Origin of the sequence: Deinococcus peraridilitoris DSM 19664 (genome assembly GCF_000317835.1) — a bacterium.
Classification (GTDB): Bacteria; Deinococcota; Deinococci; order Deinococcales; family Deinococcaceae; genus Deinococcus_A; species Deinococcus_A peraridilitoris.
Map to the genome: position 1 here is coordinate 3,249,769 of NC_019793.1, position 15,555 is coordinate 3,265,323.

At 64.7% G+C, this 15,555-nt stretch carries 14 protein-coding genes; 9 read left to right on the plus strand and 5 right to left on the minus strand.

Annotated elements, in window-relative coordinates:
• Positions 1-28 precede the first annotated feature (28 nt).
• Positions 29-1,906, minus strand: a complete 1,878-nt coding sequence (gene dnaK, locus DEIPE_RS15825) for a molecular chaperone DnaK (protein ID WP_015236979.1) — start codon at positions 1,904-1,906, stop codon at positions 29-31.
• A 252-nt stretch (positions 1,907-2,158) separates the two neighbouring features.
• Here dnaK and ftsH point away from each other — a divergent pair, with 252 nt between their 5' ends.
• From ftsH to DEIPE_RS15840, 3 genes are all read left to right on the plus strand, one after another.
• Positions 2,159-4,051, plus strand: coding sequence for an ATP-dependent zinc metalloprotease FtsH (gene ftsH / locus DEIPE_RS15830; RefSeq protein ID WP_015236980.1), 1,893 nt, complete (start codon positions 2,159-2,161; stop codon positions 4,049-4,051).
• Positions 4,052-4,162: 111 nt separating this feature from the next.
• Positions 4,163-4,765, plus strand: a complete 603-nt coding sequence (locus DEIPE_RS15835; protein WP_041231639.1) for a hypothetical protein — start codon at positions 4,163-4,165, stop codon at positions 4,763-4,765.
• A gap of 37 nt (positions 4,766-4,802) precedes the next feature.
• A complete protein-coding gene (locus DEIPE_RS15840; protein ID WP_015236982.1) occupies positions 4,803-5,951 on the plus strand; it encodes an MFS transporter in 1,149 nt (382 codons plus the stop codon).
• A gap of 67 nt (positions 5,952-6,018) precedes the next feature.
• Here the strand turns inward: DEIPE_RS15840 and DEIPE_RS15845 are convergent, their stop codons facing one another.
• Positions 6,019-7,470: an ATP-binding cassette domain-containing protein gene (locus DEIPE_RS15845; RefSeq protein WP_015236983.1), complete on the minus strand. Its 1,452-nt coding sequence runs from the start codon at positions 7,468-7,470 to the stop codon at positions 6,019-6,021.
• Between the two features lie 114 nt (positions 7,471-7,584).
• Here DEIPE_RS15845 and DEIPE_RS15850 point away from each other — a divergent pair, with 114 nt between their 5' ends.
• The 3 genes from DEIPE_RS15850 (at position 7,585) to DEIPE_RS15860 (ending at position 10,686) form a co-directional block, all read left to right on the plus strand.
• The gene (locus DEIPE_RS15850; protein ID WP_015236984.1) at positions 7,585-8,388 is read left to right on the plus strand and encodes an enoyl-CoA hydratase/isomerase family protein; all 804 of its coding nucleotides are present in this window, start codon (positions 7,585-7,587) and stop codon (positions 8,386-8,388) included.
• A gap of 49 nt (positions 8,389-8,437) precedes the next feature.
• Complete coding sequence (locus tag DEIPE_RS15855) at positions 8,438-9,223, plus strand: HAD-IIB family hydrolase (RefSeq protein WP_245557547.1); 786 nt, start codon at positions 8,438-8,440, stop codon at positions 9,221-9,223.
• Positions 9,224-9,300: 77 nt separating this feature from the next.
• Positions 9,301-10,686 carry a leucyl aminopeptidase family protein gene (locus DEIPE_RS15860; protein WP_015236986.1) on the plus strand — a complete coding sequence of 462 codons (1,386 nt, stop codon included), beginning with the start codon at positions 9,301-9,303 and terminating at the stop codon, positions 10,684-10,686.
• A gap of 76 nt (positions 10,687-10,762) precedes the next feature.
• Here DEIPE_RS15860 and serS read toward each other — a convergent pair whose 3' ends face one another.
• Positions 10,763-12,022 carry a serine--tRNA ligase gene (gene serS, locus DEIPE_RS15865; protein WP_015236987.1) on the minus strand — a complete coding sequence of 420 codons (1,260 nt, stop codon included), beginning with the start codon at positions 12,020-12,022 and terminating at the stop codon, positions 10,763-10,765.
• Between the two features lie 50 nt (positions 12,023-12,072).
• Positions 12,073-12,375 (minus strand): Asp-tRNA(Asn)/Glu-tRNA(Gln) amidotransferase subunit GatC, encoded by a 303-nt coding sequence (gene gatC, locus DEIPE_RS15870; protein ID WP_015236988.1) that lies wholly within the window; start codon positions 12,373-12,375, stop codon positions 12,073-12,075.
• Positions 12,376-12,474: 99 nt separating this feature from the next.
• Between gatC and DEIPE_RS15875 the strand changes: the two genes are divergently transcribed.
• From DEIPE_RS15875 to DEIPE_RS15885, 3 genes are all read left to right on the plus strand, one after another.
• A complete protein-coding gene (locus DEIPE_RS15875; protein ID WP_015236989.1) occupies positions 12,475-13,920 on the plus strand; it encodes a pyridoxal phosphate-dependent decarboxylase family protein in 1,446 nt (481 codons plus the stop codon).
• 279 nt (positions 13,921-14,199) lie between these two features.
• Positions 14,200-14,403, plus strand: a complete 204-nt coding sequence (locus DEIPE_RS15880) for a helix-turn-helix domain-containing protein (RefSeq protein ID WP_015236990.1) — start codon at positions 14,200-14,202, stop codon at positions 14,401-14,403.
• A gap of 31 nt (positions 14,404-14,434) precedes the next feature.
• A complete protein-coding gene (locus DEIPE_RS15885) occupies positions 14,435-15,160 on the plus strand; it encodes a hypothetical protein (RefSeq protein WP_015236991.1) in 726 nt (241 codons plus the stop codon).
• Between the two features lie 55 nt (positions 15,161-15,215).
• Here DEIPE_RS15885 and DEIPE_RS15890 read toward each other — a convergent pair whose 3' ends face one another.
• Positions 15,216-15,518: a hypothetical protein gene (locus tag DEIPE_RS15890; protein WP_015236992.1), complete on the minus strand. Its 303-nt coding sequence runs from the start codon at positions 15,516-15,518 to the stop codon at positions 15,216-15,218.
• Positions 15,519-15,555 lie beyond the last annotated feature (37 nt).

Below are 15,555 nucleotides of genomic sequence, written 5' to 3' on the forward strand. Positions count from 1 at the left end.
CGCCCCTGAAGGGGATCAGACCGTGAAATCAGTCTGCGGGCTTGAAGTCCGCGTCGATCACGTCATCCGGCTGGGTTTTTCCCTGCGCCTGGGCACCTTGGCCCTGATCCTGCCCGCTTCCGGCCTGCATCAGTTCACGCAGCGCTTCCTCGAGGCGCTTTTGTACGTCGGCGATCTGTGCGTCGTCGTCGCCGGCAATCGCGCCTTCGACTTCGTCGGTGACCGCTTTGACGCGGTCCTTGAGGCTCTGCTCGGCTTGCGATTCCTCGATCTGCTGAAGCGCTTGCACGCGCAGGCTGTCGAGATTGTTGCGTTTCTCGATCTTCTCGCGCCGGGCCTTGTCGGCGGCGGCGTTCTGCTCGGCTTCGCGCACCATCCGCTCGACTTCACTCTTGTCGAGAGTGGTGGTGTTCTCGATGCGGATCGAGGACTCCTTGCCGCTGCTCTTCTCCTTGGCCGTGACGTGCAGGATGCCGTTGGCGTCGATGTCGAAGGTCACTTCGATCTGCGGGCGACCGGCGGGCATCGGTGGAATGCCTTCGAGTTTGAAACGTCCGAGGCTCTTGTTGTCGACTGTCATGGGTCGCTCGCCCTGGACCACGTTGATTTCCACGCCGGGCTGGTTGTTCTCGGCCGTCGTGAAGACCTCGGTCTTCTTGGCGGGCACGGTAGTGTTGCGGGTGATCAGGGGCGCGACCATGCCTCCCTTGACCTCGACACCGAGGGTGAGAGGCGTGACGTCAACGAGCACGATGTCACCCAGGTTGGCGTCACCGGTGATGATGCCCGCCTGTACGGCAGCGCCCAGCGCGACCGCTTCGTCAGGGTTGACGCTTTCGTTGGGCTCCTTGCCGACGATGTCCTTCACGATGCGCTTGACCGAGGGCACACGGGTGGAGCCGCCCACCAGAATCACTTCGTTGATGTCGTTCGGGCTGAGCTTGGCGTCACGCAGCGCCTGCTGCACGGGCTCGCGCACGCGCTTCAGGAGGTCACCGATCAGTTCTTCGAACTTGGCGCGTGACAGCGTGCGCTCCAGGTGCAGCGGCGTGCGGGTTTCGGGGTCGAAGGTGATGAAGGGCAGGCTGAGGGTCGTTTCGGTGGCGCTGGAGAGTTCGATTTTGGCGCGCTCCGCCGATTCGATCAGGCGCTGCAGGGCTTGCGGGTCCTTGCGTAGATCGAAGTTGTGCTCTTTTTGAAATTCGCCCGCGAGCCAGTCCACGATGCGGTGGTCGAAATCGGCGCCGCCGAGGTGGGTGTCACCGGCCGTGGAACGCACTTCAAACACGCCTTCGCCCAGCTCCAGAATCGTCACGTCGAACGTACCGCCCCCCAGGTCGAAGACCAGCACGGTCTCGTTGCCCTTGCGCTCCAGGCCGTAAGCGAGCGCGGCGGCGGTCGGCTCATTGATGACGCGCAGCACGTTCAGGCCTGCAATCTCTCCGGCCTGACGGGTGGCTTCGCGCTGACTGTTGTCGAAGTAGGCGGGCACGGTAATGACGACATCTTTGATGCCGGTGCCCACTTTGGCGCTGGCGTCGGCGACGAGCTTACGCAGCACTTCCGCGCTGACCTGCTCGGGCGCCAGGTCCTGGCCGTTGACTTCGATTCGCACGGAGCCGCTGGGGCCTTCCTTGACCGTGAACGGCGAGCGGGCCGCTTCCTCTTTGACTTCGTCCCAGCGGCGGCCGATAAAGCGCTTGACTTCGTACAGGGTCGCTTTGGGGTTGAGCGCCGCCTGCCGCTTGGCGATCTGGCCGACCAGGCGTTCCTCGCCTTTGTAGGCGACGACACTGGGCGTCGTGCGCCCGCCTTCGGCGTTGACGATCACTTCGGGCTTGCCGCCTTCCATCACGGCGATCACGGAGTTGGTGGTACCAAGATCAATTCCGACAGCTTTTGGCATGTTCAGGCTCCTTGTAGCAGGATTGGGTTTCCTCAGATTTCTGTTCCCGCCATGGGAAACAGTTCTATACTGCGAACATCATAAGCCCACAGTTTGGGGGAGTCAAGAGACTTGAGTCAGGTTATATCAAGTCCGACACCTAAATGAACAGCCTTGCCGCCCGATTCACGAATTCGTGATGTGGCCTGCATATTTCCTTGAACGCGCCCCGATTTCTCACAGCACCTTAGGGTGAGGCTCTAGACTGAATCCATGAAGCAGGGGAACTGGGTCTGGTGGCTGCTGGCCGCAGTCATCGCCGTGATCGTCGTCGTCAGTGTGGCCGCTCCACGGCCCAAGGACGACGTCATCAGCTTGAGCAACTTCACCGAGGCCCTGAACGCGGGCCGTATTCAAAGTGTCCGGATTTCTTTTGATGCCGCCACCGCCGAACTGCAGGGCAGCTACACCGACGGGAGACGCTTTGTCACCCGGACCATCACCACTGATCCCCTGATCAATCTGGAAACCCTCAGCAAGCAGGTGGGGCCCGAGGGCAGCGTCAGTATCGAGCCGGTCAGCCGCTTCAGCTGGATCTCCATTATTTCCACGCTGCTCACCGTTGCCCTGATCGGTGTGCTGATTCTTTATCTGCTGCGCAGCAACCGGGGCAACGGTGGAGGAGACGCCGCCGGCAACTTCGGCAAGAGCCGGGCCCACCTGATGGCCGAAGGTTCCATCAAGCTCAACTTTACCGACGTGGCGGGATGTGATGAAGCGAAAGCGGACCTGCAGGAAGTGGTGGAGTTCCTCAAGTCGCCCGAACGCTTCCACCAGCTGGGGGCCCGCATTCCCCACGGCATCCTGCTCGTGGGCCCTCCCGGCAGCGGCAAGACCTTGCTGGCCAAAGCCGTCGCCGGAGAAGCCCGGGTGCCCTACTTCTCGATCAGCGGCAGTGACTTCGTCGAGATGTTCGTCGGTGTCGGCGCCGCCCGCGTGCGCGATCTGTTCGAGCAAGCCAAGAAAGCCGCGCCCTGCATCGTGTTCATCGACGAGATCGATGCGGTGGGACGCAAACGTGGCATGAACTTCAACGGCGGCAACGACGAACGCGAACAGACCCTCAACCAGCTGCTGGTGGAAATGGACGGCTTCGAAAGCAAGCACGACATCATCATCCTGGCCGCCACCAACCGACCGGACGTGCTGGACGCGGCGTTGCTGAGGCCCGGCCGCTTCGACCGGCAGGTGGTGGTGGACGCCCCGGACGTGCGCGGCCGCGAGTACATCCTCAAGATTCATGCCCGCAAAAAACCCCTCGATCCCAGCGTCAACCTCGCGCTGGTGGCCAAGCGGACCGTGGGCATGGTGGGGGCGGACCTGGAGAATCTGCTCAACGAAGCCGCTTTGCTGGCGGCACGTGCCGGCCGGCGGCGCATCATCATGCGCGACCTCGACGACGCCCGTGACCGGGTGCTGATGGGCCCCGAGCGGCGCTCACTGGTCATTCCCGAAAAAGACAAACGCGTCACTGCCTACCACGAGGTGGGGCATGCGCTGGTGGCGCAGCTGCTGCCGCACGCCGACCGGGTTCACAAGCTCACCGTCGTGCCGCGTGGGCGCGCGGCCGGGATGGCCATGTACACCCCGGAAGACCGCATGCACTACACCGGCAACGTGCTGAGCGAAATGATCTGCGTCGCACTGGCCGGACAGGCCGCCGAGGAAATCGCCTTGGGACAGATCACCACGGGTGCCCAGAACGACTTTCAGAAAGCCACCAGCATCGCCCGCAAGATGGTCACCGAATGGGGCATGAGCGAGGTGCTGGGCAAGGTGGCCCACGCCCAGGAGCAGGAAAATTTTCTGGGCGGTGGAACCGCGCAGGGCCTGTACAGCGAAACGACCGCCCAGGTCATCGACGCCGAGGTCAAGCGCATTCTCGATGCCGAATACGAGCGCGCCAAAGGACTCCTGGAAGAGAACCTGCACCATATCCACCGGATTGTGGAAGTGCTGCTGACGCGCGAAACTCTGAGCGGCGAGGAATTCACTACTGTGCTTGCAGGTGGCACGCTGCCCGAAGTTGCCCCGGAGCATGAAGAAGCGGAATCCGGACGCGACGGACCGTCGCCGCTTGGTGCGTTGCAGCCCGGCAAGGCCTGAGCGACCCTTGCCAGCCCCCGCCCCTGACATGACCCGGTTGCGTGAAGGCCGCCTTGAGTCCTCTTCAAGGCGGCCTTCGGAGGTCTTCTGCGTGTGCGTTACACTGCCATCGTGCATACCTTCACGGAGGCCGCGCAGCACGGTCCGCAGGAAGTGGGACGCGAGGTTTTGCGGTTGGTGTCCCTGAATGATTCTCACCACGGCGTCGCCCCTGGCCTCGTGCTGCCTGCAGATTACGAGGAGCAGTTTTACCGCAACAACAATCTGCCCGAGCAACTCCGCTCCCTGTTCTCCCCGATCAATCCCCGGCGCGTCGATGAAGACGCACTGGAGGTGCTGTGCCTCAAGGCAGAGGCACTCGTACGTGCGTCGTACCTGCTCGATGACGACGTGCAGCGCTTTTACCGGGCTCTGAGCGCCGCCGCGCTCAACGAGGGACGGCTGCACGTCCGGCGTGACGAAGGCTCTGACGTCGAAGAAGCCCGCGTCACACCACCTGGAACGCAGGCTCTGATCGCCCTGAAAAAGCTCTGGTCGCGCGACTGGACCTTTGACGCCGTACTGGAACGACTGGACGCGCAGGGAAGTGTTGCCATCGACGGGCGCGCCTCCCTGATTTTTGCCGGAGGAGCTGGGCAGCCAGACGAGCGACTGGCTGCCCAGCTCGGCTGGTCGCGCGTGCTGGTGAACGAGTTCGGTGTGGTCGGCGCGTGAACCGCTCCACGTGACCCGATCTGACCAGCCAGGGCCGGTGACCCGCTTTCCGACCCTGGTGGTTGCCCTGGTCGGCTGCGCGGTGTTTCTGAACGTCTACACCACCCAGGCCCTGCTGCCCGAGCTGTCCCGCGAGTTCCGAGCTTCCAGTATCGCCGTGGCGGCCACCGTGAGCGCCACCACCCTCGCCATGGCGCTGTGCTCTCCACTCGTGGGCCTGCTGGCCGACGCGTCAGGACGCAAACGACTGCTCGTCGCAGCCCTGCTGCTGCTGGCCGCCCCATGTCTGCTGATCGCCCACGCCACCACGTTGAGCGCGCTGACGGCCTGGCGCTTTGTCCAGGGCGTGCTGATTCCCGGCGTGACCGTCGTCGCTACTGCCTACATCGTCGAGGAATGCGATCCCCGGCGTGTTCCCTCGGTGCTGGCCGCCTACATCACGGGTACGGTGGTGGGCGGATTCGGTGGACGGTTCATCAGTGGTCTCGTGGCGGAGGCCTACCACTGGCGGACGGCGTTCGAGGTGGTGGCCGTCACGAACGTTCTCGCGGCCCTCATTGTGTGGCTGGCACTGCCCCGAGCACGCCATTTCGTGCCTCAGGCAGTCGGCCAATCGCTGCCCCGCCTGCGCGAGCACCTGGGGAACGCGGCCCTGCTGGCTGCCTGCGCGGTCGGCTTCGGCTTGCTGTTCGCGCTGGTGGGAATCTTTACGTTTGTCAATTTTCACCTCGCTGACGCTCCCTACCACCTCGGACCTTCCGCGCTCGGCAGCGTGTTCGCGGTCTACCTGCTGGGCGTCGTGGTCACGCCGCCTTCAGGGCGGCTGGTGGCCCGCTTCGGGCATCAGCACGTGCTGCTGGGTGCGCTGGGCATGGCGTCAGCGGGCTTTCTGCTGACGCTGTTTTCCGATCTGCCGCTGATCGTCCTGGGTCTGGCAATCGGGTCCAGTGGCATCTTCATTGCGCAGGCCACGGCCACCGGATACGTCGCACTTTCGGTGCAGCGTGGCCGTTCGCTCGCTTCAGGCCTCTACAACGCGGTGTACTACGCTGGGGGCGCCACCGGGGCGGTGCTGGTCGGTCTGGTCTACGCCCGCGTGGGCTGGCCTGGCGCGGTAGCGGCAGTCCTGGCCGCGCTGGGGGTGGCTGCCGTGCTGGGAGTGCGGACCTGGCGGACTCCGGCCTGAGCGTTTGCGCGGACGCCTTCAGCACTGGAATGTGCTTTTCGGAATGTGGGCCGCGTACCGAGAAGCCTCAGGACAGCAGTGACGGCAAGGAAACAGTGCCCAACGGGCCTTGCTGCACGATGCTCCCGACTTCCAGGTGTGCGGCGTGCGTCACGAAAGGCGGCAGGTCTGCCAGGCGGTGGACCACAAAGACAAACTGCGTATCCAGCCTGGCCAGCCGCTCGAACTCTTCCATCAGCCGCGCCTTGAAGGCGTCGTCGAGGTAATCGAACGGTTCGTCGAGCAACAGCAGGCGTGGCTGTGCTGCCAGGGCGCGGGCGAACAGCAACTTCTTGAGCTGTCCGTGCGACAGTTCGAGCGCCGGGCGTTCCAGCAGCGGCGTCAGATCCAGCCGATTGGTGATTCCGGCCAGCACCTGTTGCTGCGTTTCCGTCAGCGCCCCGGCCACCCCGACCGAGCCGAAAAAGCCCGAAGCCACCACGGTGGCGCCTGAAACGTCCCGTTTGTGACGCGCCTGCTCCTCGGCCGAGATCAGGCCGATCAGGCGCCGCCGCTCGGTCAGGGTGGCGCGTGGAGAGAGGCCAAAACGCCGTACCCGCGCGCCCACGGCCGGATGCACCTCGCCCGCGATGAGCCGGGCCAGGCTGCTCTTTCCGGCGCCGTTGGGGCCGACCAGGGCCCAGTGTTCGTGCGTCCGCAGGTGCCAGTTCACTTCTCGCAGCACACGAACGTCGTTCAGGTACACGTCCGCCTCCTCGATTTCCACCAGCAGCTCGCCCGTTGGGGAGGGGGCAGGAGCGCGCCGCGGTACCGCACGCTCCTGGTGGGCCCGCACCGGGCCGCTGCACGTGGCGCTTCCCCCGACCAGCTGCAGGTGGTGCGTGGTGCTGGCCAGGAACTCTTCGCGGCGATGCGTGCTGTACAGCACGGTCAGGCCCTGTCCGGCCAAATCGTCGACCAGTTCGCGCAGCCTGATGTGCGAGGCGCGGTCCACGCCTTCCCAGAATTCGTCGAGGAGCAGCACCTGTGGCTCACCGGCGAGGGCGCGCGCCAACAGGACCTGTCGGCGCTGGCCCGTCGAGAGCGAGCGGATATCCCGCTGCGCGAGGTGGGCGAGATTCAGCCGGTCGATGGCGCTGCGGGCGCGTTCCTGTTGCCCGTCCTGCAACGGAAAAGGCGGCAGCGCCGAGCCGCTGAGGCCACTTTGCACCACCTGCTCGCCGCTCAGCGTCCAGTCGCTGCGGGCGTACCAGTCGCTCAGTTCGGGAGAGACCAGGGCGAAGCGCTCGCGCGCCTGCAGGGGACTGCGGGTGGGCACGCCGTTCAGTGTGTATGTCCGCTCCCCCAGGGTGGGCCACAGGTCACCGCGCACAAGTCTGAAAAAAGTACTCTTGCCCGCGCCGTTGGGACCGGTGATCGCCCACACGTCACCTTTCGCGAGCGTCCAGCAAAGGTCGTGCAAGGCGGCCCGCCCGGCGACGTTCACGCTGACGTGTTCGAGCTGAAGCAGGGGCGTCATGCAGCGAGTCTAGAGCCTTCCAGGCGGTCCGCGACAAGCGAAGCGCCTCCAGGCAGGAGACACCGTGAATGCCCAGGATACTCAGACCGGGCCAAACAACCGTTAGATTGAGACATGGATGTTCAGCCCTATAGCGCCCTGAAGTTTGAGCAGCACCCGGACGGTCTTCTGGAAATCATCCTCAGCAACGAAGGACGCCTCAACTCTGCCGATCGGCGCATGCACCGCGAACTGGCCTACGTCTGGCGCGACATCGACGCTTCGGATACCGTTCGGTCGGTGCTGATTCGCGGTGAAGGACGCGGTTTTTCTTCCGGAGGCGATTTCGAGCTGATCGAGGAAATGAGCCAGGACTTTCACGCGCTCACGCGGGTCTGGAAGGAAGCGCGCGACCTGGTGTACAACGTCATCAACTGCTCCAAACCGATTGTGAGTGCCATTCACGGGCCCTGCGTCGGCGCGGGACTGGCGGTGGCGCTGCTGGCCGACGTCTCCATTGCCGCAAAAAACGCGCGCATTCTCGACGGACACACCCGCCTGGGCGTCGCCGCCGGCGATCACGCCGCGATCATCTGGCCGCTGCTGTGCGGGTTGAACAAGGCCAAGTACTACCTGCTCCTGAACGAGCCCCTCAGCGGGGAAGAAGCCGAACGCATCGGCCTCGTGAGCCTGTGCGTCGAGGAAGAGGAACTGGTCCCGAAAGCCTTTGATGTGGCCCGCAAGCTGGCAAACGGCAGCCCCACGGCAGTGCGCTGGACCAAGTATGCCCTGAACAACTGGCTGCGTCTGGCCGGACCGACGTTCGATACCAGCCTCGCGCTGGAGTTTCTCGGCTTCACCGGTCCGGATGTGCGCGAAGGACTGGCCAGCCTGCGCGAGAAGCGACCACCCAACTTCGAGGAGCACGCGCCCCTGTGAACGCAGCAGCGGCGAAGCGTCACCTTCCTCGCCGGGCGACCATGAAACAATGCCCAGTATGCGCCTGATCGCCTTTGACCTCGACGGCACCCTGCTCGATCATGACAAAAGCATTCCACAGCGTAGCTCCCGCGTCATCGAGCAGCTGCGCGCTCATGGCTGCCTGTTCGCGGTCATCACCGGTCGGGCGCGCGTTCCCGATGACGTGATGTCCACTGTCCGTCCGCAGGCCACCGCGACCAGCAACGGCGGCAGCATTGCCGTCGGCGAGGAGATGCTGATCGAGCACCTCCTGACGCCAGAGCAGATCCGCGCGGTGGACGCGCTCGTGCCCCAGGATGCCGAGGTCATCGCCTTCGGTACCGACGCGGTCTACGCCCGTGATCCGCACACGCAGGTGTTCGACTGGCTGAGCGGACGCACCCTGAAACCCCTGGAGGAAGCCGCGAGGGGGCGGGTGCTGAAGTTCAACGTGCGCCATCCCGAAGCCTGGCGTTACCGTGAGACCATCGAGGCGCTCGGGGACATGACCGTCACGGGTGGAGTGGCGCCCTACGAACACTTCCTCACGGTCACGCCCGCCCGGGCAAACAAGGGCGACGCCCTGCGGGACATCGCGCGTGCCCTGGACGTGCCGCTCGCGCAGACTGTGGCCTTTGGTGACAGCGACAATGACCTGGCTATGTTTCAGGTGGCCGGTACGGCCGTGCAGGTGGGTCAAGCCGAGTGCCTCGTGGGCCGGGGGCATCATCAGGTAAGCTGTGCCGCGCTGGGGCTGCCCGGCTGGCTGGAATACTACCTGGGCGAGCTGGCCCGTGAACTGCCAAGGGCGTGACCTCACCCGGCTGAGCAAGGCGCTGCTGAGCAAAATGGCTTACGCCCGTCCGGTGGCTATGGTGTTAGCGTTGCGCCATGCAACTTCAAAGCGATGTCGTGGGAACAGCAGACCTTCAGCTCGTGTTCGTTCAGGCAGGCGCCCCCATGGGGGCGCCTGATTTCGGTGCCGATTTCGCCGCGCTGCTCGCTCGTGTCGCTCGCGAAGTGCAGGACGATCAGCTCAGCCCGATTCGCTGGACCGAGGGTGACCTGACCCTGGCCAGCATGCCCGAGGACGCGCAGTCTGCCCGCCGGCTGGGTGTGCTGCTGGCCCGGGCGGCCCGCGAGTTGGGTGCCCGGAGCGTGCGCGTGAACGAGCTGCCTGCCGACCTCGCCTACGAACTGGCGTTGGGCGTGCAGTTGGGTGCGTACCGCTTCACGCGTTTCAAGAGTGACGAGAAACCGCAGCTCGAGCAACTCTCGGTGGGTGGCCTGCGCCATGAGGATGTGCAGCGGGTGGACGCGGTCGCGCAGGGCGTCACGCTTGCCCGTGACCTCGTCAACCTGCCCTTCAGCGCCCTCGACGCGAGGGGGCTGGCGCGCGTCGCCGCTCAGCTTTCGGAGGCGCACGCGCTGGAACTGGAAGTCTGGGACCGCGCCGAATGCGAAGTGCGCGGTCTGGGTTTGTTCCTGGCAGTGGCTCAGGGCACGTCGCACGAACCGCAGTTCATTCAGCTGCGTCACCGGCCCGAGAAGGCGACGCGGGTCATCGCCCTGGTGGGCAAGGGTGTGATGTTCGACACGGGCGGGTACAGCCTCAAGACCTCACAGGGCATGGTCACCATGAAGTGCGACATGGGTGGCGCTGCCGCCGTACTCGGCGCCATGAAGACTGTGGCGCTGCTGGCCCCGCAGGTCGAGGTGCGCGCTTACGTGGCCGCCACGGACAACGCCGTTTCAGATCACGCCATGCGCCCGGGTGACATCTTCCGGGGCGCGAGCGGCAAGACCGTGGAAGTCACCAACACCGACGCGGAAGGGCGCCTGACCCTCGCCGACGCCCTCGCGGTGGCCGATGACGACGCGCCCGACGCCATCATCGACCTCGCTACCCTGACGGGCGCCAAGGTGACCGCGCTCGGAGAGGACATCGCCGCGCTGTTTGCCAACGATGACGCGCTGGCACGCGAACTCCTGAGCGCCGCAGGACGCGCCGGAGAGCCTCTGTGGCAGCTTCCCCTGCACGCGCCGTACCTCAAGGGATACCAGAAAGGACCCGCCGACCTGAAAAACAGCGACCTCAAGCCCGCCGGGGGCAGCATCAAGGCGGCACTGTTCATGCAGGAATTCGTGACGCGGCCCTGGGCGCACCTTGATATCGCCGGCAACGCCCTCAGTGAAAGCGAGAACGACTTCGGCCCGGCAGGTGGGACAGGGTACGGGGTGATGACCCTCGTCGAACTGATCGCTCCCCGCGCATAAACGTGGAGGATGCAAGCAGCGAGGACAGCCCTGTCCTCGCTGCTTGCGTCTTTTGTGCTTTGCTGGGTGAACGCGGTCAGCCGATGAATTCACGCCCGCGGAGATAAGGACGCAGCGCTTCTGGAATCCGCACGCGACCGTCTTCCTGCTGGTGGTTTTCCAGGAAAGGCACCAGAATGCGTGGCACGGCAATTCCGGTGTTGTTCAGCGTGTGCGCGAACTTGACCTTGCCGTCCTCGTCGCGGTAGCGCAGGTTCGTGCGCCGCGCCTGCCAGTCGCCCAGGTACGAGCAAGAGTGCGTCTCCCGGTAGCGCCCTTCGCTGGGCACCCAGGTTTCGATATCGTACATCATCAGTTTGCCGCGCCCCATGTCACCGGTGCTGTTGGCCATCACGCGGTAAGGCAGCTCCAGGGCGCGCAGCAGCCCCTCGGCATTGGCGAGGATTCGCTCGAACCATGTCCAGGCGTCTTCGGGGCGTGTCAGGACGTACTGCTCGACTTTCTTGAATTCGTGCACGCGCATCAGTCCGCGCACGTCGCGCCCCGCGCTCCCGGCTTCGCTTCGGAAGGCGCCGGACAACGCAGCGTAAGCGAGCGGCAGATCTCCCGCACCGAGAATTTCGTCCGCGTACAGGCTGTTGACGGGCACTTCGGCCGTGCCGGCCAGCATCAGGTCCTCGCCCTCGATCTTGTAAACCTGATCTTCGCCTCCCGGGAAATGCCCGGTGCCCACCAGGGTTTCCGGGCGCACCAGGGCGCTCGTGCTGAGGAGCGTAAAGCCCCGCTCCTCCAGGAAATCCAGCGCGAAGCTGATGAGGCCCTGTTCCAGACGAACCGCGTCGCCCTTGAGCAGGTACGAGCGGCTGCCGGACACGCGCGCCACGCGTTCCAGGTCGGCCCAGCCGTGCAGTTCGAGCAACTGCAGGTGATCGCGCGGCGGAAAGGCGAACTCGCGCGGCGTTCCTTCGCGGCGAAGCTCGACGTTGTCCTCGTCCGACGCCCCGATCGGCGCACGTTCATCGGGAATTTGCGGAACCTGCAGCAGCAGCATCTTGAGGGCGTCTTCGTGCGCGCGCAGTTCGGGCTCCATCGCCTTGATCTCCTCGGCCAGGTCCTTGCCACGCTGAATCAACGTGGGGCGCTCGTCGGAACTCGCTTTGGGAACCAGTTTGGCGTTCCCGTTGCGTTCGGCCTGCAAGATTTCGAGTTTCTGACGGAGGGCCAGAAGTTCGCTGTCTACCCGCAGCAGATGGTCGAGGTCAAGGGCGAGGTGCTTGACTTCGATGGCCCGCCGGACAACCTGCGGGTTTTCACGGATGAATTTGAGGTCGAGCACTCAGCGGACCCTTTCCCGGAAAAGGCGCACGTGCCGTTCGGTCCTGCCGTTCACTGTTCCACCGTGCGAGGCACCTTGAAAAAGCCTTCCTGCTGCTCGACGGCGAGTTCGAGGGCTTGTGCCTGCGAGAACATCTCACTGCGCTCGGGCCCTTCGGGTTCGTCCTCACGCATGATGTTTTCCAGCGCTACAGGACGCTGCATTTCTTGAACGCCTTCGGTGTCGAGTTCCTGAAGCTTTTCGAAGTACCCGAGGATCTTGTTGAGGTCGCCCTGCATGCGCGCTGTTTCGTCTTCGGTCAGCTGCAGCCGGGCGAGCTTGGTCAGGTGAGCCATTTCCGCCGCGTCGATCATGCGAAGGATTATAGCCGGGAGCGTCAGGCGCCCGGCTTGCCCACGTCGGCATTCGTCAAGGAGCGTGCGTACCTCGGGTGGCGGCTGGTAGCCTGACTTATGACCCCCGAGGAATTCCGACGCATCGGTTACGAACTGATCGACTGGATTGCCGACTACCGCGAACAGGTGGCAAGTCTGCCTGTCATGTCGACCGTGAAGCCGGGCGAGGTGCGCGCCGCGCTGCCGTCCACGCCACCCCAGCAGCCGGAAGGATTCGACGCGATCTTCCAGGACCTGAACGATGTCATCGTGCCCGGGCTCTCACACTGGCAAAGCCCGCGCTTTTTTGGCTACTTTCCGGCCAATGCCCCCCTCGAAAGCGTGCTGGGTGATTTCCTCAGTTCGGGTCTGGGAGTGCTGGGTCTGAGCTGGCAGTCGAGTCCGGCATTGTCGGAACTCGAAGAGGTGGTGACCGACTGGCTGCGGCAGATGCTGGGTCTCTCTGTCAACTGGAGCGGCGTGATTCAGGACACCGCCTCGACGAGCACGCTGGTGGCGCTGCTGTGTGCCCGCGAAAAGGTGTCGGATTACGCGATGGGGCGCGGCGGACTGCAGGCGCAGACAGCGCCTCTCACGGTGTACGCCAGCGTGCACGGCCACAGCTCGGTCGACAAGGCCGCTTTGCTCGCCGGTTTCGGTCGGGACAACATTCGCGCCATCGCGGTCGACGAACTGCACGCCCTGCGGCCTGAGGCCCTGGAAAGTGCCATCCAGGCCGACCTGGCGGCGGGCCGCATTCCCTGCGCGGTGGTTGTCACCACCGGCACGACTGCGACGACCGCCATCGACCCGGTCAAAGCTGCGGCCGAAATCGCCCGGCGCTACGGTCTGTGGCTCCACGTGGACGCGGCGATGGCGGGCAGCGCCATGATTCTGCCCGAATGCCGCTCACTCTGGGAGGGTGTCGAAGAAGCCGACTCGATTGTCGTGAATGCCCACAAGTGGTTGGGCGCCGTGTTCGACACCTCGCTCTACTACGTGCGTGATCCGCAGCACCTGATTCGTGTGATGTCCACCAACCCGAGCTACCTGCACAGCAGCGTGGACGATCAGGTCAGAAATCTGCGGGACTGGGGTATTCCGCTGGGACGGCGTTTTCGTGCACTCAAGCTGTGGTGCCTCATTCGGGAGCAGGGTGTAGAGGGCCTGCAGGCCAGGCTGCGCCGCGATCTGCACAATGCCCGCTGGCTTGCCGATCAGGTCGACGCTGCGCCACGGTGGGTCCGGCTGGCCCCAGTGCCCCTGCAGACCGTCTGCCTGCGCTACGAACCTGACGGTCTGAGCGGTGACGATTTCGATGATTTCACGCGGACGTGGTGCCAGCGCATCAACGATTCGGGTGTGGCTTACCTCACGCCGGCGGTGCTGGAGGGACGCTGGATGGTTCGCGTCTCGGTCGGTTCAGTGACGACCGAGCTTGAACACGTCCGTCAACTGTGGACCGTGATGCGCGAGACCGCGGAGGCTGTCGCGGCTGAGTGGCCCGTGCCCACTTCCAGCTGAGCGGCAACGCTGAGGCAAGGTACGGCAAAACAAAGCTATGCAAACAATTGACATACCGCTGACGTGGATTTTTGTACACTGAGGCAAGTTGAACACGATTTGCCTGCACTGCAGCGTGACCCGTCGTCCAGTCGCTCTTCTGGACTTCCCGGTTCGGAGCATTTCGGTTGGAGAGGCCGCCCTTGTGGCGGCCTTTCGTGTTTTCTGCGGATGGTGGACAGCGTGACCGCTTCCTCCACGCAAGGCGTTTCGGGCACAGCGGAACATCAGGAGGCACCAGTGACCTTACGTGAACAGTTCGACCGTTTGCCGAAGCTCCTCAAGGTCAGCGAAGTCTGCGATTACACCGGTTGTCACGAACGAACCGTGCGCCGCTGGATTCGTGACGGACGGCTCAGCGCCGTCGAGAGCGGTGCGGGCCTGCGGGTCCCCCGACGCTCCCTGTGGCGTTTCCTGGGTCTGGATATCGCCCTGAGTGCCTGAAGGGCCGGGCGCCTGACGCTACACTGGCGCCGTGCGTCTGGACGACCTTCTGACACGCGTTTCTGCAGGGCAGTATGCCGAGGCGCGCACTGCGCTGTCTTCGTTCTCTCCTGTTCCCGAGGAGCTGCCCCAGGCAGCCCGGCTGGCCCTGGAACTGGGTTGTCCATCGCTGTCCGTACGGTGGTGGCAAGAAGCGCTCGCTGCAGGCACAGGCGAAGACCTTCAGGTACGGTTGGGGCACGCTGCCGCCCTGTGTCGTTTGGGCGCGGGCGCGGCAGCCTGGCACGCGTTGCAGCCCGCGCCGCTGACTGCGCGCGTCGCCGTTCTGCGCGCACGGGCGTTGTCGCTGTGGTCGGGAACACAGGGCACGGACCCGCCCGGAGACGTTCTGGAAGCATCAGGGCAGGCCCGCGATCTCGCCCGTCAGGAGGGTGACGCGGCCGCACTGGTCGCGGCGGTGACCTTGATCGCCGAGACGCTGCTGGCGCGAGGGGAGGCCAGAGCAGCCCTGCACGCACTGGCCGAAGGGCTCAAGGTGACAGAAGTGGCCGGTCAGGCTGCCGATGCACACCTGCTGGCGGTGCTGGCACACGTGCAGATGCGCGTCGGCTCTCCCCGAAAGGCGCAGGCGACCGCCGAGAAAGCGCTGCAGCGCAGCAGACCCGCCTCGCCGGCACGTGTACAGGCCCTGCGTGCACTGGGACGCCTGGAAGAAGCCGCCACAGAAGCGAGCGCCGGCGAACTCACCGGAACCTGAGACACTGCTGTCTCAGGTTCAAGGCATTCCTGACGTGTCGTCATCCGGTCGTTCGTTACAGCTGGGACAGCAGGTGTTCGGTCTGTTCGATCGCCCGGCGGTACTCGCTGATCTTGGCGCGCAGTTCCTCCTCATCGAGGCCGGAGATCAGTTTGCGTGAGCCGTCCTCCAGGCGGACCACGTACGCCACGTCGTCACCTTCCCAGCTTTTCCACAACACCGGGCAGACCGCGATCACCTCCACCACCTGGGAAAGGGCAGACAGAAAATAGCGCTCTCCGCTCCTCGCGCCTTCGTGCAGGTTTCTGGGGTTGCCTTGCTCGTCGCGTTGTACATCCGGCATGGGTGGGTGCTCCATAGGGCCTCCTTCTCCCGCACAGAATAGAGCGCTCTTC